This window comes from Paenibacillus sp. J22R67 (assembly GCF_059692175.1).
Map to the genome: position 1 here is coordinate 1 of NZ_JCAUAX010000002.1, position 25,270 is coordinate 25,270.

26 protein-coding genes, 4 pseudogenes and 1 other annotated feature are annotated in these 25,270 nt (G+C 40.4%); of the genes and pseudogenes, 6 read left to right on the plus strand and 24 right to left on the minus strand.

Features of this window, described 5'->3' with window-relative positions; all coding sequences use genetic code 11:
• Window positions 1-117: 117 nt before the first annotated feature.
• The 6 genes and pseudogenes from AC58VC_RS05885 to AC58VC_RS05910 form a co-directional block, all read right to left on the minus strand.
• Window positions 118-552 carry a hypothetical protein gene (locus tag AC58VC_RS05885; protein WP_497368976.1) on the minus strand — a complete coding sequence of 145 codons (435 nt, stop codon included), beginning with the start codon at window positions 550-552 and terminating at the stop codon, window positions 118-120.
• Window positions 533-853, minus strand: coding sequence for a hypothetical protein (locus AC58VC_RS05890; RefSeq protein ID WP_497367919.1), 321 nt, complete (start codon window positions 851-853; stop codon window positions 533-535). The genes AC58VC_RS05885 and AC58VC_RS05890 overlap by 20 nt, the downstream gene beginning before the upstream one ends.
• A complete protein-coding gene (locus AC58VC_RS05895; RefSeq protein ID WP_497367920.1) occupies window positions 854-1,195 on the minus strand; it encodes a hypothetical protein in 342 nt (113 codons plus the stop codon).
• A gap of 664 nt (window positions 1,196-1,859) precedes the next feature.
• Window positions 1,860-2,078: a hypothetical protein gene (locus AC58VC_RS05900; RefSeq protein WP_497367921.1), complete on the minus strand. Its 219-nt coding sequence runs from the start codon at window positions 2,076-2,078 to the stop codon at window positions 1,860-1,862.
• A 14-nt stretch (window positions 2,079-2,092) separates the two neighbouring features.
• Window positions 2,093-2,401, minus strand: a pseudogene (locus AC58VC_RS05905) (EamA family transporter); the annotation flags it as partial.
• Window positions 2,402-2,403: 2 nt separating this feature from the next.
• Window positions 2,404-3,282 (minus strand): DMT family transporter, encoded by an 879-nt coding sequence (locus AC58VC_RS05910; RefSeq protein WP_497367922.1) that lies wholly within the window; start codon window positions 3,280-3,282, stop codon window positions 2,404-2,406.
• 93 nt (window positions 3,283-3,375) lie between these two features.
• Here AC58VC_RS05910 and AC58VC_RS05915 point away from each other — a divergent pair, with 93 nt between their 5' ends.
• Complete coding sequence (locus AC58VC_RS05915) at window positions 3,376-4,074, plus strand: ArsR/SmtB family transcription factor (protein ID WP_497367923.1); 699 nt, start codon at window positions 3,376-3,378, stop codon at window positions 4,072-4,074.
• A gap of 345 nt (window positions 4,075-4,419) precedes the next feature.
• On the opposite strand, the gene AC58VC_RS05920 is transcribed toward AC58VC_RS05915, so the two are convergent.
• On the minus strand, window positions 4,420-4,656 hold the full coding sequence (locus AC58VC_RS05920) for a hypothetical protein (protein ID WP_497367924.1): 237 nt from the start codon (window positions 4,654-4,656) through the stop codon (window positions 4,420-4,422).
• Between the two features lie 383 nt (window positions 4,657-5,039).
• Between AC58VC_RS05920 and AC58VC_RS05925 the strand changes: the two genes are divergently transcribed.
• From AC58VC_RS05925 to AC58VC_RS05935, 3 genes and pseudogenes are all read left to right on the plus strand, one after another.
• Window positions 5,040-6,311 carry an MFS transporter gene (locus AC58VC_RS05925; protein WP_497367925.1) on the plus strand — a complete coding sequence of 424 codons (1,272 nt, stop codon included), beginning with the start codon at window positions 5,040-5,042 and terminating at the stop codon, window positions 6,309-6,311.
• Between the two features lie 269 nt (window positions 6,312-6,580).
• Window positions 6,581-6,724: pseudogene (locus AC58VC_RS05930) on the plus strand (IS110 family RNA-guided transposase); the annotation flags it as partial.
• Window positions 6,725-6,892: 168 nt separating this feature from the next.
• The gene (locus tag AC58VC_RS05935; RefSeq protein ID WP_497367926.1) at window positions 6,893-7,042 is read left to right on the plus strand and encodes a hypothetical protein; all 150 of its coding nucleotides are present in this window, start codon (window positions 6,893-6,895) and stop codon (window positions 7,040-7,042) included.
• 703 nt (window positions 7,043-7,745) lie between these two features.
• Here the strand turns inward: AC58VC_RS05935 and lepB are convergent.
• The 8 genes and pseudogenes from lepB to AC58VC_RS05975 form a co-directional block, all read right to left on the minus strand.
• Window positions 7,746-8,381, minus strand: coding sequence for a signal peptidase I (gene lepB / locus AC58VC_RS05940; RefSeq protein ID WP_497367927.1), 636 nt, complete (start codon window positions 8,379-8,381; stop codon window positions 7,746-7,748).
• A gap of 188 nt (window positions 8,382-8,569) precedes the next feature.
• The gene (locus AC58VC_RS05945; RefSeq protein WP_497367928.1) at window positions 8,570-9,520 is read right to left on the minus strand and encodes an isochorismatase family protein; all 951 of its coding nucleotides are present in this window, start codon (window positions 9,518-9,520) and stop codon (window positions 8,570-8,572) included.
• A gap of 153 nt (window positions 9,521-9,673) precedes the next feature.
• Window positions 9,674-10,480, minus strand: coding sequence for a class I SAM-dependent methyltransferase (locus tag AC58VC_RS05950; RefSeq protein ID WP_497367929.1), 807 nt, complete (start codon window positions 10,478-10,480; stop codon window positions 9,674-9,676).
• Window positions 10,481-10,521: 41 nt separating this feature from the next.
• Window positions 10,522-10,742: a binding site (T-box leader), on the minus strand.
• 217 nt (window positions 10,743-10,959) lie between these two features.
• Window positions 10,960-11,445, minus strand: a complete 486-nt coding sequence (locus AC58VC_RS05955) for a hypothetical protein (RefSeq protein ID WP_497367930.1) — start codon at window positions 11,443-11,445, stop codon at window positions 10,960-10,962.
• A 405-nt stretch (window positions 11,446-11,850) separates the two neighbouring features.
• Window positions 11,851-12,399 (minus strand): hypothetical protein, encoded by a 549-nt coding sequence (locus AC58VC_RS05960; RefSeq protein WP_497367931.1) that lies wholly within the window; start codon window positions 12,397-12,399, stop codon window positions 11,851-11,853.
• A 189-nt stretch (window positions 12,400-12,588) separates the two neighbouring features.
• Window positions 12,589-13,557 (minus strand): aldo/keto reductase, encoded by a 969-nt coding sequence (locus tag AC58VC_RS05965; RefSeq protein ID WP_497367932.1) that lies wholly within the window; start codon window positions 13,555-13,557, stop codon window positions 12,589-12,591.
• A gap of 604 nt (window positions 13,558-14,161) precedes the next feature.
• Window positions 14,162-14,917: an SDR family NAD(P)-dependent oxidoreductase gene (locus AC58VC_RS05970; protein ID WP_497367933.1), complete on the minus strand. Its 756-nt coding sequence runs from the start codon at window positions 14,915-14,917 to the stop codon at window positions 14,162-14,164.
• A 42-nt stretch (window positions 14,918-14,959) separates the two neighbouring features.
• Window positions 14,960-15,708: pseudogene (locus AC58VC_RS05975) on the minus strand (SDR family NAD(P)-dependent oxidoreductase).
• 163 nt (window positions 15,709-15,871) lie between these two features.
• Between AC58VC_RS05975 and AC58VC_RS05980 the strand changes: the two are divergent.
• Window positions 15,872-16,774, plus strand: coding sequence for a LysR family transcriptional regulator (locus AC58VC_RS05980; protein ID WP_497367934.1), 903 nt, complete (start codon window positions 15,872-15,874; stop codon window positions 16,772-16,774).
• Between the two features lie 551 nt (window positions 16,775-17,325).
• On the opposite strand, the gene AC58VC_RS05985 is transcribed toward AC58VC_RS05980, so the two are convergent.
• The 6 genes from AC58VC_RS05985 to AC58VC_RS06010 form a co-directional block, all read right to left on the minus strand.
• Window positions 17,326-17,487 (minus strand): VOC family protein, encoded by a 162-nt coding sequence (locus AC58VC_RS05985; protein WP_497367935.1) that lies wholly within the window; start codon window positions 17,485-17,487, stop codon window positions 17,326-17,328.
• 1 nt (window position 17,488) lies between these two features.
• The gene (gene arsC, locus AC58VC_RS05990) at window positions 17,489-17,911 is read right to left on the minus strand and encodes an arsenate reductase (thioredoxin) (RefSeq protein WP_497367936.1); all 423 of its coding nucleotides are present in this window, start codon (window positions 17,909-17,911) and stop codon (window positions 17,489-17,491) included.
• 5 nt (window positions 17,912-17,916) lie between these two features.
• Window positions 17,917-18,564, minus strand: a complete 648-nt coding sequence (locus AC58VC_RS05995) for an MIP/aquaporin family protein (RefSeq protein WP_497367937.1) — start codon at window positions 18,562-18,564, stop codon at window positions 17,917-17,919.
• Between the two features lie 50 nt (window positions 18,565-18,614).
• Window positions 18,615-18,962 (minus strand): ArsR/SmtB family transcription factor, encoded by a 348-nt coding sequence (locus AC58VC_RS06000; RefSeq protein ID WP_497367938.1) that lies wholly within the window; start codon window positions 18,960-18,962, stop codon window positions 18,615-18,617.
• A 21-nt stretch (window positions 18,963-18,983) separates the two neighbouring features.
• Window positions 18,984-19,181 carry a hypothetical protein gene (locus AC58VC_RS06005; protein ID WP_497367939.1) on the minus strand — a complete coding sequence of 66 codons (198 nt, stop codon included), beginning with the start codon at window positions 19,179-19,181 and terminating at the stop codon, window positions 18,984-18,986.
• A 926-nt stretch (window positions 19,182-20,107) separates the two neighbouring features.
• A complete protein-coding gene (locus AC58VC_RS06010) occupies window positions 20,108-21,139 on the minus strand; it encodes an aldo/keto reductase (RefSeq protein WP_497367940.1) in 1,032 nt (343 codons plus the stop codon).
• Window positions 21,140-21,366: 227 nt separating this feature from the next.
• Here AC58VC_RS06010 and AC58VC_RS06015 point away from each other — a divergent pair, with 227 nt between their 5' ends.
• On the plus strand, window positions 21,367-22,284 hold the full coding sequence (locus tag AC58VC_RS06015) for an AraC family transcriptional regulator (protein ID WP_497367941.1): 918 nt from the start codon (window positions 21,367-21,369) through the stop codon (window positions 22,282-22,284).
• Window positions 22,285-22,893: 609 nt separating this feature from the next.
• On the opposite strand, the gene AC58VC_RS06020 is transcribed toward AC58VC_RS06015, so the two are convergent.
• From AC58VC_RS06020 to AC58VC_RS06030, 3 genes and pseudogenes are all read right to left on the minus strand, one after another.
• Window positions 22,894-23,676, minus strand: a complete 783-nt coding sequence (locus AC58VC_RS06020) for a methyltransferase domain-containing protein (RefSeq protein WP_497367942.1) — start codon at window positions 23,674-23,676, stop codon at window positions 22,894-22,896.
• 270 nt (window positions 23,677-23,946) lie between these two features.
• Window positions 23,947-24,120, minus strand: a pseudogene (locus AC58VC_RS06025) (small acid-soluble spore protein H); the annotation flags it as partial.
• Window positions 24,121-24,520: 400 nt separating this feature from the next.
• A complete protein-coding gene (locus AC58VC_RS06030; protein ID WP_497367943.1) occupies window positions 24,521-25,165 on the minus strand; it encodes a stalk domain-containing protein in 645 nt (214 codons plus the stop codon).
• Between the last annotated feature and the right edge of the window lie 105 nt (window positions 25,166-25,270).

A 25,270-nucleotide genomic window follows, 5' to 3' on the forward strand; every position in this document is an offset into this window, starting at 1 on the left:
CCATGAAAAACTTTCCAAAACCATATTGGAAGGTTATTTAGCATGCTCAGTAATTAGTATAGCATCATCTTTTCGATTTTCTATTGAAAAATCTTGACAAGTTATTAGCTGTTATGCTTAGTAGTTATTTGCTTTTTCTATACTATTCTCTGTCGTATTAAAACCTTTGGTCCATACAAAGAAAAGGGAATCAGCGTCATACAATTGCATTCCGTATCTAGCGTTAGCCACCCGTGTATGCCCGGTTCCATCAACCCTAATTTTTTCAATACTTATGCTTGAAGAAAACCCTACTTTTCCGTGCAAAAAGTAGATCCACTCATCACGATATTGAAGAGAATCATACAATGGACAATTGTCTTTCATTGGATCAACGCTGTGTAGCAAAATAGTCGTAGTGCCGTCTATACTTGATTTATATAGGTTGTTTGCTTTAATGTAATAGCCCCATCCATCTTCTATGATGAAACTCTTTGAAACATTTTCAATAATTTTCTGCTTGCTTGAGCCACTTAATTCAGCCCGAATTAATTCATATGTATCGTTCTGAATATAGTAGAGCTGCGCCGTTAGATGTTAATGTAATGTGTATTTGTTTTGCATAATAATCCCAATCTGCTTTGTCTGTGTTTATCTCTAAAGTAGGAATTAGTAATTGTTTCGCATGCATGCGAAGTTTTTCTTGATCCTCTAAGAACTTCTGACATGCTTCTTTTTCCGTGGAATAGTTCTCCATCACATATGATTTCCAAGCTTCGCCACGACTTTCAATATATCTAGGCTTAACTGAATCTTCGGACAAAGTTAAGAGGACACAATGTGAATTAAGCCTTGATAGACGTTTTTCCAACATCTAAATTTCATTAGAAGTTATGAATGCCGCTCGATGATTTATATGGAACCTTTCTAGAAGATAAAATACACCTTTTGATATTTTCGTATGACTAAGTGAATCAATCCAATTGTATTGCTGCTCAAGATAATCAACATGACGAATTACAAGTTGAATATGTTCATCCTTGTCCATCGCTCTTAGAACGCCTTTGTATGAATGCAATACTTGCGAATAGTGTTCACTTATTGCAATTACTGTCTTTTCACTATTATGTGTTTGGCTATGTAATTTCTTTAATGCAGAAAATACTGAACTTTTTTCTGTGGTAGATAACCCTTCGATAATTACTCCCCGAATCATATTTCACCTCTTCAGTTTGTTTTCGTGTCCAACCCATCAAATCTCCATATTTCAAGACTCGGGAAACAACCAATAGTTGCGCCGTTCGGCATCTCTTTCGATGTTTTAACTATCGTGCCCGTCAATACCTTTTGTTATCTTTCAAAACTAGTGATTGATTTGAATATTCACCATCAATTTATTTAATCCATCCATTGAGACATATAAGTACGGAACAGTTAAGTTGAAGAAAAAACATTGTATGCTTTCCATAATAGTACAAGATGTGATTCGCATAATGTTTTATAACAGATAAATTTATTATGGTGACGCCATTTTATTGCTTGGCTTTTTATTCTTTACTGTATAAGTAATCTTCTATAAAAGGGGCTGGTTGTTTTGCGTAGAAATAAGAACATGCCTCTAATCATTTTATTGTGTATCTCCTTATTAATAGTTCTTATTGTGAACGCTATCCTTAATATAAAAATATACATTGTGTATATCACAGGTCTCGGTCCTTTATTAATTATAGGACTAATAATTTTAACTATTATGATTCTTTACCTCAAAGGTAATAAATAACGAAGATTTTATCTTTCCTCCCCGTTAGTTCAGCAAAAAGCAGCCGATCGAGAATGTCGGCTGCCTCGGTGTCATATGTAATAGTTCAATTAACTTAGAATTACACTTTTCGAGCTAGAATTCCACCTTCTTTATCCTGCACCTTAGTTTCATAGAGTGAAAATTCATGTTCATCAAATTTGTATCGGTAATAATTATGTAATGAAAAAACAGCGTTTGGATGGGAATTAGCAAATATCCATTGAATAGTTTCAATACCGCAACCAATGTTCTCATAGTGAATATCATATTCAGAAATCGGAACGGTTTGGAAACTCATCATTTTTAACTGTTCGGCGTTGTCGCATTCAAGATCGATGCCATGTTGCTCGTCAGCCTCGTTTCACTAAATCCAATAATTGCCCATGGAACGGCAGTATTGAACAAAGCCATAACCGTCATCCTGAACCACTGGATCTTTCGCAGCTCGAATGGCTTCCGTAATACGAGCATGATCGTTGTTATGGCAATCAAACCAAAGCTGGACCTAAGAAACGCGATCGTCCAAGGACCGAAATCCTCAAGCAGATGCTTAATGAAGAAAAAGAAGCCTCCCCAGATGAGACTTAGCATCAATAACGCCGAAAAAAGCAAACGATTCATAACTAATCCTTCTTCCTGCCGATTTTATTTTTAGCCTTCCAGTTGACCAAGAATATGCCAATGAAAATACCAATCCCCCCGACATAAACATACCAGTGGATAACCTCACCCAGAATCAACCATCCGGACAGGACGCCGAAGAACGGAGCTAAAAACAGAAAAGCGCTTGTTTTGCCCGGGTCTCCTTTGCTGAGCAGATAATACCATGTTGCAAACTGGACGATCGATCCTAGTATCGCTAAATAGAGGATGACTCCGGATGAGGTCCAGTTGAGAATAAGGCGCGGAGTTTCCATACTTAAGCTTAACACCAGGAGGAGCAATCCTCCGAACAACATTTGATACGCCGTCAACACCCAGTTGTCGAATCGTTCCCCCCATTTTTTGACCAATAAGGTAGCAATCGCCCATGCTAGCGCGGAACCTAGTCCGAGTAACGTTCCAATCGAGAATTGCATGTGGAATCCTAGCGTTACGAATACGCCGGCAAATCCGACGATTACGCCTATCCATTGATACAGCCGGTATCTCAAGCCCATAAACGCGCTTCCTAAGACCACGACGAGTAGCGGATTGACGAACGTTAAAATCGAGGTTTCCCCCGACGGAATCGTACGCATACTCAAGAATATACATCCCATTACCGCTGTCGTCTGAAAAACACCAATAAGCAGAAGTCTAGCCCAATCCCGGGTGATTACAGGCAAACGCCTGTTTTTTAACGTTACGGCCAGCGCCATAATAACACCTGCCAGCGTAAAGCGTATGCCTACGAGTAGCAGGGGAGAGACGTACGATAGTCCAACCTTGCCGACCGCAAAAGATGAGCCCATTAGAGATGTGGCAAGCACGACAAGTAATCCCAAAGCATAACGCTTCATAAACTTTTCCTCTTCCTTTGTTTTGTTTCTCTATGCTACCATGAGATTACTTCGGTCGCGGTCGAATCATAATAACAAAGGGATTGGAGTGAATTGATTATGAACCCGAACGTCACGGAGACCGCTCAATTAATTGGCGACCCCTCTCGTCTTGCGATGTTATTGAGTTTGCTTGAAGGAAAAGCGTTGCCCGCCAGCGATCTGGCTCGAGCCGCACGAATATCGCCGCAGACGGCAAGTTCGCACTTAGCCAAGTTGGTCGAGGGCGGCCTGCTGCTACACGAGAATTACGGCAGACATAAGTACTTCCGTCTTGCCAATCATGAAGTCGCGCACGCTCTAGAATCGCTCCTTGCGATTTCCCCTCCTAAGCCGATTCGTTCTTTGCGCGAATCGGACGAGCTTAATCACTTACGGCATGCCCGAACTTGTTACGATCATTTGGCCGGCAAGATCGGGGTTGCTCTTACGGATCGACTAGTCGATATGCGATGGCTGGAAGAGTCGGAGAAAGATTATGCGCTAAGCTCGGAGGGCAAGGAAAAACTGCAGAACTGGGGCGTGGAAATCGAAGTTATTCCTAAGAAACGTCGGTATTTTGCTCGACAATGCTTAGATTGGAGCGAGCGACGTCATCACTTGGCAGGAAGTCTAGGATCCGCGATAACCACTCGATTGTTCGAGTTGAAGTGGATTGAGAGATTGCCTAACGGACGGGCAGTCCGCGTAACGAACGAAGGAATGCAGGGACTTAGAAGCGAATTCGGACTCACTATTCCTCCTTCCTTCTGAATTACCAAGAACCTCTCTGATACTTCATCGAAGAGGTTCTTTTATTCAATTTTTCTCAAAGAGGTTCGCCCAACCTATGATTCGATGCAACGGAATTCAACTAATCTGCGCGCTACATAAACGAAAACAGGAACAGATGCCGCGGCAAACTGCTCCCTGTTTATTGTGCTATAGTTCCTCGTTAGTTTAAGGAACTAATATAAAAACCCGATATCCTTTAACACCGTGAGACCCCTAAAAATAAGTTTTAGACTGAGCATAAAAATTAAAACAGCGACAGCCATGGACTAGTAAATATAGTCCTAGTCTGACGCTGTTTTATTGTGCTATTCTCGTCTAGCTTTTTCACAAAAATTTTCTGTATAAACCCTTGTAAATATTGATACTCAATATTAAAGTAGATGCAGTCAATAACCAATTATGACTCCAAATCGAATATACAGAGATAGCAATAAACATTAAACCTAATAAAATTATAGCTGGTTTTGCCCCAAATTTTTTTCGAATAATACTTAAAACTACAATAAATAAAATAGCATAAAAAAATAACATTCCAACTAGACCTAGATATGCAACGATCATGTACACACCACCTAATTACGAAGGTTGATTATATTATAGCATCAATATTCCGAGGGAGCGTAATGATATATATATATGATATGGTTCACCTCAACCATGTAAATTCACAACCGTTTGAGGTCGTGGATTTTTTTCTAAATCTATTCACATGGACAAATCCTTGGTGGTACTATGAGTTTGTAAGAATCGGGATAAAAAGGAGAATCTTCAGCATGTTGCTCATCACTCTCAACTAAGCCGAAGTAACTTGTATAGCGTTCGTACACGGTATGAGAAAATTTGCCCGTAACGGCAGGTTTCTTTAGGTGTGCTTTTATCTATACGACGTCGGTTAGAAGAGACGACAGCAAGAAGCAGATGAATTTTTATCCGGAGGATTCCCATTGAAACCTATAAATAAGAGCGGATTGAGTATTCTTTATTTGTTGATGATCATGGAGGGTTTATCGCTACTCGGCACTCGAATGACCTCCATGTCGATTGGTATTTGGCTCTATCATTCGACGCATCAAACAACGCCGATTTTATGGATTGCATTATTTAACGAACTTCCGGCAATGCTCGCCGGAAGTATTGCTGGAATATGGGTGGACCGGTTCCCAAAACGTATCGTGTTTTTACTAAGCGATGCAGGGCAAGCAATAGGCAGCGCATTGTTAGTGATAAGCTTAGGGTTTGGCTTTTTTAGTCTGACGCTTTTGTTTGTGATTGTCTTCTTTCAGGGGACATGTACCATGTTCCAGAGTCCTGCCTTGCAAACCGTCACCACCATGCTGACAAATGAGAATCAGCGGGATCGGGTTAACGGCATTAGAGAAATGATATTTCCTCTTGCGGGAATCATTGCCCCTGCGTGCATAAGCATTCTCTATGAACCGCTAGGAATAACAGGCATTGTAATCGTGGATGGAATTACTTTTCTTGCGTCGGCGACCTTCTTGCTGTCGGTGCGTTTGCCAGATGAGGCCAAGATAGAGCGAATCCTACATCAAGAACAAGAGGCTTCTCGTGACATCTTAGGAGGAATTCGGTTTATGTTTCGGTATCGATTAATAAACCTAGTCGTATATGTTGGCATAATCAATTTCCTGCTGAACGGCACACTTGAAATGGTTGTTCCTTACGTGTCCGCCGGCTCTTCGGAGGAAATGGGCTGGGGAACTCCATTTGTACTGCTATGTATGAATGCCGGTGCATTTCTAGGAGCTCTAATCGTAGCATGGGTAGGACACTTTCGAGACCGGATTAAGGTAATGTCAGTAGGATACATTCTGACAGGACTTATGTTTATTGTAATCGCAACGGTCATGGGCCCAGTTGGGCGTGGAATCGCGTTATTGTTGCTGATGATACCGCTACCAGTTGGCAACGCTATGTTAAGCTCCCACTTTCAAATGTTTGTGCCCGCTGCAATACAAGGAAGAGTATTCGCCTTCCTGTACCAAATTAACATGATTTCTTCGGTGTTATCATTCTTTGCTTTGGGTCCGCTAGTCGACCGGGTCCTGCAGCCTGCTGCTGTAAGAGGAGAGCCTCCATGGTTGTTCTCATTCTTCAGTGCTCAAGCGTTTGCAGGAATTTCAATCCTATACTTCGCTGCGGGTACTGCAATAACTGCTGTTTCGTTAATAGCTATCCTTCGCCCGAAGAAATGAAGGAATTTGGATAATAATTGTGATACTTCAGGGTTTAACGAAACCAGGGAGTAGCTGCCGCGTGGCGAGCTGCTCCCTGGTTATTGCGCTATAGTGTCCCGTTAGATTCCTGTAGATGGATAAATTTCAGCTTTGTAAAAAAACGAGCGCCTCGGTACGATGGGGTTACGCACGAGGTCATTGCCTCAAAATCCCATCCAGGAGGACGCTCTACTATGAAGTTTAAATTACAAGATAAGCAAAATCAACTCATTGAAAACATTACCTTTCATCACCATAATGTTCAAGTAAAAAAACTCAAAAAAATGAAATCAATCATGAAGCTATGTGGAAAGCTAGCTCGACTCTTAGTTGGTATGGCTCGTAGTAATGAAACCTACAACCCCGATAAAATCTTTGCATTAGCAGCTTAGAATATACCTTATCTCACGTAAGTTGGCGTATTCGCAGGAGACAAAGAAAGCACGGAGTATCGGGATACATTACGCAAAAAGGCTCTGACCTGTTCCGTTAGAAAGACCGACCTCCACCCCTTAGATAGATGTGACGAAGGAATGAGAGGGCTATTGACCCGTCGAGACATGGGAGTGAAAATCGCTAAGGGCACCGTGGAGAATGCGTGCAGCATTTGGAATGAATTGGGTGATTCAACCCCACCTCTGTTCCCGCATGCCTTTTTAACGACACATCCTAATATATCTCGCTATCTTTCATTCATCATCGAAATCTAAAGGATGAAATCCTGCGAATAGACGAGCTTACGTGAGGAAATCAAATCATTCCGAGGGAGCGTAAGGGACTACATGGAGGGCAAAGTGGCGCTGAAAGAAGAGGGATAAAGCTATCAACTTTATGATCTCGAAGCAGAAATTATGGTACCACAGTGGATTTATGATCTATAAACCAAAGTAACGAAACCCAAAATATGAAAAAGCATAATGGGACCAAAAAGCTTTTGAATACGGATGTCCAGTTATAAACTTGTCGCCTATAAGAAAACCATTGATCTACTAGAAAAAATAAAATTGCTGCAAGAAGACTGATATAAAGGAGAACCATGCCAAATGCAAGATGTAATATGCCCATTAGAGTAAATTTAATCAAATTAGATTTTCGTAATGGTGTATATTCAAAAATGTTATAAACAATAAATTCACAGATTAAAGATGTTAATGTTCCATAGATTAATATTACTGGAAAAGCATAAGTAAAGTATATTGGGATAGAAGAAATACTGTCTTTTATATACCCCTTATATGATTTGTATTCAAGGATAGGAATATCGCTCCAAACACTTGGCTCAAAACAAGCGAAAATAATTACAAAAATACAAGAAGAGACAGATGCACTGATTAACTTTCGTGAAATTAAACTACTAATAAGCAACGCAATCCCCCCTCTTTTCGAAAATTTTTAATATACTTTCCGCAACTATTATTTATAGCCAACTACTTTTCCGAGTATGCTATCCTTTGAAATCGGACCATAATGTCTACTATCCCCACTTCGAATCCAGTCATCGCCAATAATATAATACTGCCCGTCAGGAACTCTGATTTCTTTCTTACTGGTTTCATCGCTTTCCTGAATAATCTTAATTACATTTTTGATACCTTCCGAACTTGGGTCGTTCTTAAGCGCTTTTTTTAATTCTTCTACGTCCATTCCACCCCAAAGTGCTTTACCATAAAAGGTATCGAGTTTTCTTCCATTGATAAAGACTCGACCTTTTTCAATCCTAATACTTTCTCCAGGAAGCGCTACTACCCTAGAGATCTCTATATCAGGCGATCCATTATTGGAGATTGCCGCCTTTGGCTTTTGGTAGTAAACGATGTCGCCTCTTTGAATGGTATTGGATGTGTAATAGCTCAGATCGATAACAACATCAGAACCAGAGAATTCGCTTTGTCTACGAGCCATATTATCATTCATATGCTTGTAAAGAATCGTGCCTTCTTCGACATTTACTTTGGTAACTTCTTCTGTAGTGTGGCTATCCCGTAACGGCTCTTGAGAACAAGCGGTGAAAAAGATCATAAAAAACATAAACACAATCAATCGATTCACACGTACACCTCCTAATCATCCTCATTAGCATTATATTACTAAAAAGGAGAAACTCATCTAAATATTTCCAACTTTTATGACATTACTTCAATGTAGTTATTTGATATGTATTGGAGGATAATATTGACGGTGATATTTGCATCAAAACTGGTAGTAAATTGACACCATCAACACAATCGTAAGCAGGTTCAACAGACTTTTTTTGTAACTAAACCGTTACTTGAATGAAAACAGGGAGCAGCTGCCACGGCAGTCTGCTCCCTGTTTATTTTATCACGAACAAAATTCACAAGCTCAGTAGAAGTTATGGAATACCCCCACAATTTCTCAATTTGTTCAACGGCTACTTTTGTGCGCCACAACCCTTTTAACGTTTCAGCCGACTCATATGTTGACGTGCAATCTCGAACGATATTTGTCATGTATCCATAAGAATGCATGTTCCGAATGCCGTAATTGCTGTTTATGATGCACTCGTCCGTCTCGAATCCCATATAAAAAAGAACTCTAATACCACGACTCCGGAGAAGACGGTCGAATTGTTCTTTAGAATAAATGAGCAGATCTCCTTCTTTCGGTTCTATTTCGTTAGGTATCTTGATTTGATCATAGACCTTACCATGCACACTCATCCAGGAACCATTAAAAACATTATCACTATGTCTGGATCTCCAAGTTTCAACCCACTCTGATTCTGGAAATGGATTACTCTTCTCTTCCATACCTCCCTTAGAATGTACCTCAGAAAACTCCTGAAGGTTTTCAAAATGATACCTTTCTTCCTCGCTCGTCGATGTGAGCCACTGAGGATAAGGACTTAAAAACTGAGAATGATTAAAATGGAAAATTTGGATGCCATGTTTTCGCAGTGAAGTTACTGCTGGCGTTATTTTGTTTAGAATGATCTCTTTCTTCCTAAATGCATGGGAAGTACCTCTCTCAGTGCTTAACTCAAAACCTAAGGAATCAATAACTGGGCCATCTTCCCAACCAAAGTTCCACAAGTCAACAAGGACAACTCCAATTTCTTCACTTCGAAATTGAACCCGGGAAGATGAACGTTTAAAGCATGATTCCGTATAAGGGACACCAGGACGTGGTGATCTCGGGGTGAAATCTAAGTCTAATGTAACTTCCATAACAAACACCTCCTGTAACGTTTTTCGTCACAAATGTGGAACATCCTTCAACTTAGGCTTATCACTCGTCACGTTAATCTGCCCAATAGCTTAAAGACAAAAGGAGCAGTTGCCACCGCAATCTGCTCCTAGGTTTGTTTGACTATCTTATATTTATTTCTTTCTCCCTATGTAAAGCAAATGGGATGATATCCCTAACACTGATGGATCCCCGGCTATTTTAATAAGTAGATCAATCAACTTTTCCTTTTCCCCTTGCTCGGCCCAATACTGTTTTTGTTCGTTATTTATTAATGCACCGATATTTGAAGAGCCAATTAAGTCAATCGTTTCAAACCCATGGCTCTCCATAAATGGTTTTATATCTTCAACATTGTAGTAATAAGCTCCTGTGAAACGACCTTGATCAGTATGATTAAAAATCCCATCTTCCATAAAACTATTAATGGATCCAATATTATCATTTGGTTTCCAAAATGTTGGGAACAGCAAGGAGGTAAGTACCATCCTCATTCTACTTTGGAAAGCAACAAAAATGATACCGTTATACTTAGTCACACGATGCAATTCCCTAACAGCGTCTATTCGATCATTTTCTATCTGCAAATGATATAGGGGGCCTAACATAAGAGAAGCATCGAAATTTTCATCTGAAATCCCCTGCAAATTAGTAGCATTCAACGAATAGAATCCGTTGAATTTTTCAGTTAATCCCAGCTCGTTAGCTTTTTCTTTTGCAATTTCGACTAATTTAGGTGTGATATCAGAGAGGGTCACGTTATATCCATTTCTCGCTAATTCAAACGAGTATTTTCCTGGTCCAGCACCATTATCTAAAATAGAACCAGAACTCGGCAAGTATTTCTTCATAAAATGCCAATTAATAGTGAATTCTAAAGGCTCCCTATCCAACCTTCCCCATTCATCAAAACTTGAATAATACTCAATTACGTTCTTCATCCTTATTTCCTCCCTTTTTAAACACAAATAACCTATCGCCTCAAAGAGGCGATAGGTATTACCATCGCGGTACCACTCTTCTTGATTCGCAAAAAATACATCGCAAATCCTTAGGACCCGATTACGGAGGTTAACCGTTAAGACTTACCGACTTCAGTCTTACCACTTATGGGTGAGTTGGGGAACCTATACACTGTCTCGCACCGTCCGACAGTTCTCTGGGCAATAGTTTTTCCTTAATAATCCCAATCATTGCGTTTCGAAATATAACATTTTGATTTGTAATGACAGTATATAATCCCAAATAATCCCTGTCAATCTAATATTTAACCATTAGCTAAATATTAAAGATAGGAAACAGCTTCTGCGGTAAACTGCCTGTTAGGTGAGCGAAAGGCTGCCGATCGTGCCGGCAGCCTCCCATTGCTGTGTATTGAACAAACAGTTCACCGTTAGCTTAATGATACATGGCACTGAAATTAGCCATTTTTTAAATATTGTTCTGCCTGGTATCCATCAACAGGAAAATTTTCAACTGTAACCGCACTATAATAAAACTCACCGATTGAACATTGTAGATTAATTAAAATTTCTCTTGGATTTATGGTTGCATCTTCCCATAATTCATCATGGAATACATACCCCACTTTAAGGTTTTCTAAATCCAATACTATGAAATCTCCGTTTAACCCCCAGCCTATAATTAGCAACCTTTCTGCAATACATCGTTGGTTTTCCTCGTATAAATTTTCATCAGGCATTTCATTGACTTGATAAAATGACACTTTGTTGAATTTAATATGCTGGTCAAATGAAAAACGAATAAAGAAATCAATAATTTCATTAGGAATCTTATTGTTAAATAAGAAGGAAGTTGTCTTATCTGATATTTTCTCTTTTTGTAGCTCTGCATTAGCGTTTATCAATTTTAACGCGCCCTCAAATAAATCGAAGCTCTTCTCCATCTTTCTTCCTCCGCAAGTCACGTTTTAATTTCGTACTATTCTGCCCATACTTCAAAAGATAACGGCAGCCGATCGTTTTCTGGCCGCCGTCATGTCGTGATTGAACTATCGTTCTGCGTTAGTTCCATCGTCACTAGCAAATATTCATTACATCACCATTCAAATTCAACATTTTCCCAGAGTTTTATTTTTCTTGATCTGAGCATCCAATCACAATCTCATAAAGGTCATTTCCTCTTAATTTTCATATTTCCCGGCAGTTACCTGCAGAAAGTTGTTAAGGGATACTCGAATTCCCTTTCCTCACGTATTTGGCTCTACAACAGATTACCTTTGATAATTAAAGTATTTTCCGTCCTCAACGTTGGAGTATCCTTAGACTGTGTCATCTATACCTTCGCCAATCTAGTTAGGTATTGGACTATCCGGCCCCTTAATTAAATCACTAAAATAATCTACATAGTACCCTTCAGAATCCCAGTAATCATTGTATTTTTGGTAAATATGAAGAATCTTTTCCTTGGGTGTCCCGCAACGTTTAAGAAGCCAATTTTTTATATATTTAATATCTTTATTTTCATCTTCCCAAATAAAATCTAGAATTACTGATTCTTTAGAGCCATTGTCTGGTACATAAATTGCGTATATTGATGAAAAGTAGTTTGCTAGATCGAATGTAACTTTCCTAAGATAAAGCTGAATCTCATCATCAAGGAGAAAATTCTTCCATCTAATATAATGATGAAAATAACAAACCTTCTCAGAGAAAGTAAAATCCACACAGCAAGGTCCGCTGATTTCCACAGTGCCACCAATCCCAGCCTGGACCTTCCAAGCCTTTCCATTGTCTATTGGATTATATGTAAGTAGGTAATTTGTAAATTCGTCGACGTACTTTAAAGATCTTGAATTTAGAACATCACATAATTGTTCAATGTCGTCTGGATTTAACATATGGCCTAAAAAAGCCGTGAAATTTGTCCCCATTTCATCCCGTCGGATATCATATCAAAAGATCATATTTATCGGCACTAGATATTACTTGAAGCGATAGTCACAGGCGATCGGCCCAACGAGAATAGAAATAAGGCGTGATCATCCGATCCCGCCTTATACTTTCAGTAATATTAATATTCGGGTTACTTATCGGTTGTATCCGAAACGTGTTCCTGCTAATGAACGCCATACGTCTTCGCACTTCAACAGAGTCTCGGCATCCAGCGGTTGCCCCTCTATCGACGCAATATTCTGCTCGATTTGGGCTAATCGGCTTACTCCAGAAATGATACTCGTCACGGATTCTTGCGCGGCACACCACTTCATCGCAAGTTGCAGGATACTCAATCCACATTCCGCAGCAATTTGAGTAAGCTTGTCTACTGCGGCAAAATTCTCATCTGACCAGTACCGGTTAAAGTATGTTTCATTATTGGCAAATCGAGTATTTTCCGTAGGCTGACCCGGCTTATGTTTACCAGCCAGTAACCCCCCGGCAATCGGGTTATAGATGACCATGCCCACGTCATGCGCTTTTAAAAAAGGAACGAGTTCTGTTTCTATGCCGCGGGTAATAGGGTTATAGACATTCTGAGTGATTATGGGTGCGATATAATTGCGTTTGTCGCAGATAGACAACATATCAGCGACTTGCCAAGCGGCATAGTTGCTGACACCAATATATCGAATTTTCCCCGCTTTTACCAAAGTAGACATCGTTTCAAGTGATTCTTCGATGGTTGTATCGTTGTCAGGCGCATGCATGTAGTAGATGTCGATATAATCAGTATCCAATCTCATTAAGCTAGCATCAACAGCAGATAGAATATTTCGGCGACTTAATCCCGCATTATTAGGGTTTTTACCCATAGGACCGCGTACCTTTGTCGCAATAATAATCTCATCACGCCTCCCTTTGAGACCTTTGCCGACAATCTTTTCGCTTTCACCCTGATTATACGAGTTTGCAGTATCAAAAAAATTAATGCCATGCTCAAATGAGTAATCCATGATTTTAAGACTATCAGCTTCGCTTGTTTGCCCTCCGAACATCATGGTTCCAAGACTTAACTTGGAAACTTTAAGACTTGTTTTTGACAAGTTATTATACTGCATAGGATAGCCTCCTTCATTTATCATCGATTTTAGAATACACCATATCCGGTGTTCCAAAAAGTAGTGATATTATTGTTACTTAGTTACTTTAACTTAACTAATTTGCCCGTCGTACAGTGTACAGTGAAGGGTTACAGCGCGTCACACCATTCGGTGTTTCAACTATTGTTCCCCCATAGCATTAACCATTTGAAATTTAGTCCTTTCTACCCTCCGTAGTGAATGAGATAAAGTTCTTATTATAAATCGGGAATGGAATAAAGTTCTTGTCATTTGGTATTTACAACCTTTAATGAGAACATGTTCTAGTCACCCAACATGCCAGATTAGTCATTTTCTCACCTCGCAGTAAAAATAATCGTCGTGTTATTCTCTGGTACTTATGTTATTTAGTCCTCAAAGCCGCCACTCTTTGCTCCACTACAGTTTTCTGTTAGCGAAACAAACAAGGAAGTTACCCCAATTCCTCAGCTGCACATTAGCACAATAGGCTGCACGCGGCAGCCTATTTACGATTGTTCAACTATCCGAATCCCTTCAAGAACAAATTTGGATGCTCAGTAAAAAAGAGCAGCTAGCTCTTAAAGGCCAGCGCTCTTTATATTTATTTGAATGATGAATACCCATCATCCACTTTGACTGTGGAGCCGTTAATACCGGATGCTTCTTCCGAAGCTAGGAACACAACTGTGTTCGCGATTTGTTCAGGATACTGCAATTGACCGCGCATATGCTTCTTGGCAATAGGATCTTCCAAGCCTCTATCTTTTAACCCATTTAAAATATTGGTATGCACGAAACCTGGAGCGACGCCAACAACGCGAATGTTCTGCGGTGCTAGCTCTGCTGCGGCAAACTGCGTCATCATCACGACAGCAGCTTTGGAGGAGTTGTAGCCCAGAGATCCGATATTCGTCGCGATATACCCCATAACGGACGCCGTGTTAATAATCGTTCCACCATGACCGAGCTCGGCCATTTTGCGAGCAGCGGCAACGATACCATAATAAACGCCGTCTTGGTTAATACGAATGATTTTATGATAATTTTCCACACTACCTTGTAAAATAGGACTCGAAAGCCCAATGCCTGCATTGTTGAACATCACGTCAAGCCGTCCATACGTTGACACTGAGAACGATGCCAACGCTTCAACTTGCTCGAAACTGCCGACATCCACTTGTTTAAATGCCGCTTCGCCGCCATTCTTCGTGATCATTTCAACGGTTTCTTGCCCTGTTATTTCATTAAAGTCAGCGACAATTACTTTTGCACCTTCTTGGGCAAACTTTAGAGAAGTCTCTTGGCCGATACCGCTGCCTCCGCCTGTAATTACAGCTACTTTGTTAGTGAATTTCATCTGTATTTCCCTCCAAGGTGTAGGTTAGTTATAACGTCCGGCTTAAGCGCTCATGCCGCCGTCGATGATCATTTCTGTCCCCGTGATGAAACTGGCTTCATCGGAAGCCAGGAATACGACCAAGCTCGCAACTTCTTCTGTTGTTCCCACACTTTTCAATGGGATCCCTGCTGCGAGCTGACTTGTTGTAATCTGCTTACCAGAAACTACTGCATCGCCCATCGCGGTTTGGATAACACCTGGATGAATTGAATTGACGCGCACCTGATGTTCGGCGACTTCCTTTGCCAGATCCTTGGACATGATGCGAACAGCTCCTTTACTTGCTCCGTAGAGAGTATGATTAGAGCTTCCCACAATACCTGCAAGAGAAGAAGTATTGATGATGGAGCCGCTTCTTTGCGCAATTATCGTCGGAACAACATGTTTCATGCCAAGAAATACGCCGACAACGTTAATGCCAAGTACGAAATTCCACTCATCTACGGCATATTCAGTAACAGGCTTGGCACTGTACATACCTGCATTATTGAATAGGATATCTATACTACCGAAGTGTTCTTTTGCCGCGTTCACAACAAGACTCCAACTTCTTCCTTTTGCACATCGTGCTTTACGAATATGACTTGATTTGAGACCGACTTAAGCTCATCCAACGTTTGTTGACCGAGCTGCTCATTAATATCTGTAAATACAACACGTGCACCTTGCTCCAAAAACTTCTTGACCGTCGCTTTACCGATCCCGCCTGCTCCGCCGGTTACAATGGCTGTTTTTCCTTGTAGTCTCATGGTTTCTTTGTCTCCTAGTTTTGTTTTTGGATAATCCTATATTGGCGTTCCTTTATCAATAAAGTATCTTTCTGTTTCAGTATAGATTAGAATTAAACATTAATATAATTAATAAATTTTAGTTTAATATAAGATGAATTAATGGTAAAAGGAAGCGAAATACATGAACCTTGATCAATTGCACTATGTTATCGAAATCGCCAAAACCAAGTCTTTGTCCGCGGCTTCGACCAATTTGCATGTCACCCAATCCGCTGTCAGTCAGTCGATTGCAAGTCTGGAGTCAGAGCTCGGATTCCCACTTTTTATTCGCTCTCGTTCAGGAACTAAGCCGACCAGGGAAGGACAGTACGTGATTGGTAAGATGGTGGAAGTCGTCAGCATACTGCAGGAAATCAAAGACAGATCTATGCGTTTAGCGGAGATTAAAGATGCTGAATTGCGGGTATCGGCGGTCCCTGGCGCCATGTCTCCCTTGGTAAAAACGGTTGGCGCTTTCAAATCGGATTATCCCAATGTGGCATTTCGCATTATGGAAGGTTCGTCACAAGAAATCATTGAAGAAATCATCCATAATAAAGTTGATATCGGACTGATCGCCATCAAAGGCGATGAGGCACTCAGAACAGGTATTATATTCGAACCCATTTGGGAAGGGAAAATGGTTATCGGCGTTTGGAAAGCCTCGTCGCTCGCACCTAAGAAGAAGGTAACCCCAGAGGAAATGCGCCAACACACTTACGTTTTATATGATGAGCCATTCGTCCTTGATTTTGTCCGTAGTTTCACAGAAATGTATGGACCTTTGACCCAGTTGTTCACAACCAATAACCCGTATGCCCTAATGTCGGCGTTGAAGGAAAATTTAGCGGTAACGGTGGGGTATGATTTTTCATTTATAACCAGCCCTCTTGCTTGGAGCAGGGAGCTTATACAATTGGAAATTAGCGGTGTGGAGCAAGAGCCCATTCGATTAGGCTGGGCGCGTTCCAAAACAAGTAAGGGCTCACAAGTGTCCAAAATGTTTATTCAACGGTTTTTGAACCATTTTCATATCCAAAAATGAGAAGAACCTGTTTCCTTCACAATAGAATGAAACAGGCTTTAGCAATGTTTGAACCGGAAATTAAGCGAATTTAATTGCACAGAAATCCATTCGGAAGTGACGAATTCTTCAAAACCGAGCTCGCCGCCATAGTGGTCTATACCGGCATGATAAAGAATTTGTACTAAGTTCCATTTACTAATAATCATAGAATATATTATTGAGAAGAATAAACGTAATAATAAAAGGTCAGTCTACAGAAGCAAACTCCTGAGCTTTTATTGTTTAACTATAGTTCACCGTCCCTCAGTTTGAAATACTCCTCCATGCCTTTCGTCGGGAATGAGATAGAGTTCTTGTCATTTGGTTTTGACAAGAACTTTATCCCATAATACAAAAAAGCCGCGATTTTCGCGGGACTTAATGAGATAATGTTCTTGTCACCCGACATATGCATCCTCTATTTGCCTTTATGAATGGATTCCTAACCAAACGCAAATTCTTAACCAATCGGCCATTCTTGTTCTATTTTCATTTCATCAATTAAAAGGAGCCCAGACTGGCTGAGGCGATCACCTATTGCTAAATGAAAAATGAAGCGCTGGGTCAATCAGCTCAAACTTGGCATAATTTTCTTTCACTTTTGTAGGCTCTTCTCCGAAAAAGGCTTTATAAAAATCGAGTGATTTTTGGAGGTTGCTGCAGTTTACCGCTACGTGCATTCTTTTAATCATGTCATTTACCTTCTTTCACAAACCGCTCAACACGGTTTTTAATCGAATCCCTGACATCACAAAATTTAGCCATAATTTCTAATTCTGTCCCACTTGCTTTTGCTGGATCATCAAAACCCCAGTGCCAACGCTCTGCTTTATCGTTACGCACGACAGGACAGTTATCGTTTGCATGACCGCACAAAGTAATGATGTAATCAGCTTTCTGTAGGATCTCTGGATCGATTATATCAGAAGTGTGCTCAGAAATGTCGATGCCAGCCTCTTTCATTACAACTACGGCGCGAGGATTAAGTCCATGCGCTTCCAATCCAGCACTTTTGACCTCATAATTATCACTTCCTAACGCTCTTAGAAATCCATCTGCCATTTGGCTTCTGCAAGAGTTACCTGTACAAAGAAAATACACGAGTTTCTTATCCATTTTTTTTAATCTCCTTGTTCATCTAATAGTTTATATGCCAATGTGGCAGTTGTAGCTCCAAGGATGGATGCCACTAAATATAACCATAAATGCTGCGTTGTACCCGAAACGATTGCGGGGCCAAACGATCGAGCTGGATTCATGGAAGCGCCGCTTATAGGGCCAGCAAACATTGCCATGAGACCAACAGTACCCCCTATTGCGATTCCTGCAAAACTTTTAATGGCTTTACCATGTACGGCAGATCCTAAAATGACTAACATAAGGACAAACGTTAAAATAAATTCAAGAACAAATGCTTGCCCTTCCGTTGAAATTGGAATAGTTGCACCTAGATCTGCAATATTCCCAAATAATAAATATAGCGTATAACTCGCGGCAGTCGCTGCAACAAACTGTATAACGATATAGTAAAGACTTTCTCTTGAAGACATGTCGCCACGCAACCAAAACCCGATGGTAACCGCAGGATTGAAATGAGCACCGGAAATATGCCCAAAAGTGTAGATGAGAGCCATAACTACGAGCCCGAAGGTGAGAGCAACACCCACATGCGTAATACTTTTGGTGATTTCGTCTATTATCATCGCGCCTGGCCCAGCAAAGACCAAAAAATAAGTACCAATAAATTCAGCAATTAACCTCTTCTTCATTGTTCTCCTAAAATATTAATCAAAAAAAGTTGATTTAAAGTCCAAAAAATTTAGCAACAATCACTACCGTTATTCCGAGCAGGTTTAAAAATACAGCACAATTGCTCAGAAAGTATTCGACTTACTTCAGTTTGATTTATTTCGTAGTAACTCCAAGTACCGCGTGTTTCCTTTGTAATCATCCTCGCATCCAACAGAATTTTCAAATGATACGATAGTTTAGATTGAGGCATATCTACAATTTCAGTAAGATCACACACACAGGTGTTACCACGCTGAGTAAGTTCATACATGATTTGCAATCGTTTCACATCGGCAAGTGCTTTGAATTTTGATTCATACTCTTTTAAGGATACAATTGGCTCATTTACTGATGTAATCGGTATTTCTTTGATCATTGTCTACACCTTCTTTTGAAATTAGCAGCAGCTGCAACATGCTGTTTGAGTTTGTATGCGAGTTTTTATAGTCAAAGCTTTAAGTCCAAAAATTGCATTTTTCAACAATCGGCGATTTTTTCTCTCATTGCTTATTTGCCATGCTGTAACAGCAGCTTTTTCAATTTCTGATTTGCGCTGAAGCATCTGACTCTCAATAGAATAATAATTCAGATTCATTTTAACACCTCCACTACTATTAATCAATTTTTTTTGATTTAACTTAATGATCTCAATTTACCATCTTTTTCATATGAGGTCAATCATTTAATCAAAATAAATTGATGTACTTGTTTCATCCGTTCCTTCTTGCAAGTTGAATGTTCAGTTGTGCCTCTCCAGGAGTTACAGGTCGGGTAACAGGTCAGTTCACATGTCCCTACTTTGTCGAAAGCTATTGGGTTATCGAGAAAGGCGTTCTTCTTGACTTTACAATGGGTCATGTTAGTGGAGCGGTAAAGTTTAGTCGCCGGTATTAGGAGAATTTTTTTCTTTGATCCGACCTGAAAATTGAACTCCTATAAAGTAGATGAATTTGTGTCGCAAGACTACAATGTTGGGACATTTGTGCATTTTTTGATGACACAAATCCACCCACATAAAAATAAAAAAGCCTGATTCCTCACGCATATACATTTATAGTTATGTAGGTACTTTTGTGTCATTGGACAGTTGCCCACACGCTTACCGTGTGGGTGTAGTATCGTTCTCCTTTCAATACTTTCTTCGCTATGCTCGCCCAGTCCATCTATTACATAAATCAGGTTTATATATTCATGGCAGTGTGGGACCCGATCTTATTCTTCTAATATAATTAAAAGAGAGATTTCTTTTTGTTTACAAAGAAGGGGCTGCCCTCTAGTCATTTATGATGACCTTCGGGATAGCCCCTTTCTTCGCGTTACAACCTAAGCAAATACAACCTCTTAGACATCATCCAACAACGATGCTTCATTGTAACGGCATGCCTACTACTATTATTTCGAAGCCGCTGCCTTTCACCAACCGAAAGTTCTCTGAACAGCGTTTCCGGATCTGCTTGTCCTCATCGTCGCATTTAACCTAATGTGTGTTCAAGCTCACGATACTCTGGACTGAATATTCTGTCAAAAAAGCGGTTCCAGGCGATCTCTTTTCTGATAGTCAACCATCCAACCTGGATATTCAGGAGGCAGTGTACTCACTTCGTCAAGTTGGCGAATTTCATCATCCGTCAGTTCTAAATTTGCAGCTTCCAGATTTTCTTCCAACTGATCCAATCGTTTCGCTCCAACAAGAACGGAGGTTACAACTGGTCTTGTCATCAGCCAAGCGAGCGCTACACTTGCTATACTTGTCCCGTGTGCTTCAGCGATCGGTTTTAACGTATCAATGATATTCCAAGCTCGCTCTTTATCTACAATCGGGAAATCAGCCGCAGAGCGGCGCGAATCCTCTGCCTTTTGATTGTTTCGATCATAACGCCCTGACAGCAGACCGCCAGCAAGCGGACCCCACACCAGAAGCCCCATCTTCTTCGCTTCCATCAAAGGTGCCAGCTCTCGCTCAACATCGCGGCTGGCAAGAGAATAATACCCCTGAACCGTTTCAAAGCGAGCCAGATTCTTGCGTTCCGAAATACCAAGAGCATCAGCAATTTTCCAAGCTAGCCAGTTCGACACTCCAATATATCGCACCTTACCCTGTGTTACCAGATCATTTAAAGCACCTAAAGTTTCTTCTACAGGTGTCACGAAATCATCGGCGTGAATCTGATACAAATCGATATAATCAGTCTTCAATCTCTTTAAACTTGCTTCCACTGCATTCATAATATGTCCTCTTGAAGCACCAACATCGTTACGTCCCGCACCTGTTCGTCCGGCGGCTTTGCTAGCAATTACAACTTCCTCCCGTGCAATACCAAGATTGCGGAAGGATTGTCCCAGAATAATTTCACTTTCACCTTCCGCATAAATATCAGCAGTATCAAAGAAATTAATTCCGATATCGACACTCTTTTTTATCATCTTGTCGGCTTCTTCCTGCCCAACTGAACCGAGAATTTTATAGCTATCCTTTCCACTCGTGAACGTCATTGTGCCTAACGCAAGTTGTGAAACTAAAAGTCCTGTATTTCCAAGCTGCTTATACTTCATTTTGTATATCCTCCTTAACATCGGGTATTCTAAAGCATGATAATACTCGCTTCGCAACCAGCAAGTATCTGTCCGCTACATCCGTTATTATCTGCCTATTTCTTTTTTATAGATAGTTCAATCGTATTGATTGTCTGCCTAATAATCCAAATGGAGTTGTTATCTTATGAATTACGTGGTCTAATGCATATTAAGAAAACCTTTTGTTATAAGAGGGGATTAATTCCATGGACAACAATCAGGAAAATGTTCAGGAGGTCCTGAACCGCTTAATAAACTTAATATTAAAAATACCTTTACGTACAAACATATTTCAGACAGAAATCCCCTTCCTTCAAATCTTGACCGAAAAAAGTCCTACGGTTGCATCAAAAGGTCCATTAAAACCGTCTCTCTGCATTATTGTGCAAGGGAAAACGCACATGCAGATTGGAGAAGATATTATTGAATACAAGCCGGGGAATTTTCTTGCAACAAGTGTAAGTATGCCGGTTACAGGTCAGGTGGTAGAAGCATCAGTTGCTGCTCCATATATGGCAGTTCGGATTGAATTGCCACCTGGAGAAGTCGCCGCTGTCGCAACTGAAGCGGACTTAAAGCTCCAACCAAAATCTAAACAGCAACATGGTATTTTTGTTGGCAAAACAACACTTGAGATATTGGAAGGTTTCGAAAAATTGCTTAAACTCTTACAAAACCCCAAAGCCGCAAAGTACCTCACACCATCAATAAAAAGAGAAATTATCTACTGGTTACTAACCGGAGAAGAAGGTACCGATTTTTACTTCAGCATGTTATGGCATCAGGAAGCTTCCCAGATAAGCAAGGTGGTCGACTGGGTCACACATAACTTTAATAGTACCATTAACATTAAAGAGCTAGCTAAACTTGGGAATATGAGCGTTTCCAGTCTTCATTACAAATTCAAAGAAGTGACCGGTATAACACCTTTACAATATCAAAAACAACTTCGGCTTCAAGAGGCGCGAAGGCTTCTACTTGACGGTGCAAATGTAACAGAAACGGCATTGCAAATGGGCTACCAAAGTTCGACTCAATTTAGCCGTGAGTATAAGAGGTTGTTTGGACTCTCACCAGTGCATTATCTCCGTTCCCGTAATGATGCCCATTCAAATCAGACATAATGTATATTTTATTCTTTGTTAAGACTTTAGGAAAATGAGCCGAATGAATAATAGGGCTGTCCCAAATAGGACAGCCCCCTTTATTTCTAAAGCACTTCACCAAGTCTTGTTAAATTTAAGCATCTGCCCGCCTGATACTTCGAGGCGTGTTGGATTCACCCATCCAAACTCATCCGTGCACAAAGAGGCAACCACCTCGCCGATATCGTCTGCTTTTCCGACTCTGTCTAATGCTATATTCGAGGCATCATGTTTCTTTTCGAGTGAGTGTAAGCTAAGAATCAACGCGATAGCAGTTATCCCTAGAAGTATTAAAATAATAATAGCCATCCAATTTGATAACTTTCGTTTATAAAACATCTAACACACCATCCATTTCAACCAAGTAACTTACCCACTCTGGCAGGCAGCCCCCAGTAAGTGTGTTTATTTAACAAACGTTCTTCGTTTTTCTTGACCATGCGATTTGTAAAGAAGGATGAGCGTGAGCTTGTTTTGACAAGCGTGGAAACAATAGTTATTAATACTGAACGTATACTACGCTATGACTTCAGAATTAAAAATACTGGCTCTTCCCTTACTTTGAACTAACTATCGTTCTGCGCTAGCTTAACTTATTTTATCAGCAAACCACACCGTCCAAGAGTCTTTTTCAATTATCGGAAATTGTGTTCCATCAATTTTACTTTTAATATACAATATTAGTTCATTAAGTTCGTTATCTGTTAACTCGTGCAAAATTGAACGACCTGTTCTTTCTTGAAGGTCGTGGTGTAATGATTCAACATCATTGTACTTTCGTCTAGTTTCCCATATCTGATTTTCGCTAAGTAGTCTAAATCCATTAGATTCGAGTGCATTTCGTACATTATTAGATTCATGTCGGCGATTAATTTCTTTATGAACTAATTTAGGATACTTCTCAAAAAAATAACCTCTAAGATGGCTCTCGTCTCCTGGCATTAAGCAATCCTTAGATGTCCTATCTTGAACTATTAAAATACCGTTATTCTTCAAAATGCGATTTGCTTCCTTAAAACACCTATTCAAGTCAACTAGATGGTGAATTAATGCTCTCTCTAGAATTATATCGTATCCACCTTCAGGAAGCTTCGTATCATAAGCATCTCCTTGAACAAACATAACGTTTTTGCAATCCATACAGTTCTGTGAAGCACCTTTTAACATTTCTTCAGAAAAGTCTACGCCCGTCACTTGTGATGCACCCATACTTAAAAAGGATTTGGTGTAAATGCCTCCGCCGCAACCGATATCAACAACTTGACTACCAATGACATCAACATTTTTTTCGATTATAGAAATCCATGATTCGTCGGCATCTCTTGTTGTATAGGTCATTCTGTTTTTATCTTCGTGGAAGTTAATAGGCATTTAAATCCCCCTTTAAAGTTTCACTTAATGAAACCGTGTTTCATAATAAATCACCAACATTCTACCACATAGTTCCAAATAAACCAACGGTCTTTTCAACTATGCTCCCCTTTCGTTGAGAAAAGGCAACGGATCCGACTTGGTCCGTTGCCTTCTCATGTTAATATTGAACTCTCGGTTGCAATAGGTACGCATTTAACATCATCTTTTCAATTATTTAGGGGATGGGCATACCATTTTAATATCTTCCATATCTAACACTTGAGAGCTCTCGACTAAACTGCTTAAAGGGACGCTTTGCTCATTTTCTGGTTGATCCAAAGGATAAACTGTGGCGGTTTCATTCTCTTCGTCGACATGTTGAATGTAGATTGGCTTCCCGTTATAAGTGACATCAACCATGGTAGGTGAAACTGCAATCTCTTGTGCGCGTTGATTGTTCATTTTCCGGCCTCCTTCACGTACTAGTTACATTATTTGTGTATGTGAAAGGATCTATTCATGGAAAGGCACGTACAAATATACTGTGGTGCCTTATATTTTCCGAGCTGGAATGGCATTACGCCGGATGCTGTTTTTCAAAGCTTATTTTGACCATCATTAATGTATTTCCTGAGCAAAATAGTGCTCAACTCATCGATAAACTGTTCGAAGCAGCTGATCGTTTAGGCATTCCATACAAGAGATATTCTACGAAGTGATTACGCAATGCTGCCCGTTACTTCAGCAAAATAGGGATCGTCAAACTGCATTGCAGCCGGCGATCCCTATTTAAGTAACGTTATCAGTTAGCACAACAACAGGCCGTATACGTCAAAGGGTAATCTTTTTTTGTAGTATTTGATTACTTCATCGGTTGAATCGGATTGCTCTTCAAGATGTCTTCCACTTCTTGGTAGCCATCAGGGTAGGCAAAGTTATAGCGCGCCGGAAGAGCGAACACGTATTTGTCATTGCGCAACAGTTCGCTTGGGCCGATAGGCGCTGCGCCGATGTGGAATTTATCCTGCTGAAGGTCGTTCCATTGGTCGACAGTAAAGACGAGAATAGGGATATCCTGTTTAGGCTGTTCAGCGGTCCATTCGGGATGGCGGATGCTGAGTTTCGCGCCGCTGACCTTATCGCCTTGCGCATCCCCTACAGAAAGACCCTCCCATTTGTCCGTTACGATCGTGTACCCTTTCCAACTGTCCGGCAGCGTGAAACGGAAGCCATATTGGGTGTTCTCATAGACGGTTTGGCCTACTTGACCCGTTTGTCCCGTAATACTAATCTCCCGTTTGTCCCCATCCCACTTTACATTAGCTCCAAGTGACTCAGAAACAACCCTCAAAGGAACATAGCTGGATCCATCTACGATCTGCAAATCAGCATTGATTATTTTCCCGTTAATAAATAATTTAATATCCGTTGCCGCATAAGCGCCAACAGCAATAGATGCTGTGATAACACCAGTAAGTCCAAGCGCAATTAATAATTTCTTCTTCAAGTAAATTCCTCCTCATGTTGTTTCCCCATCATTTCTCTAATGCTTACGCCAGTTTCTATCCCCTCGATGAGTTTAGTTTTCGCTTACAGTACCTTAAACGTATGA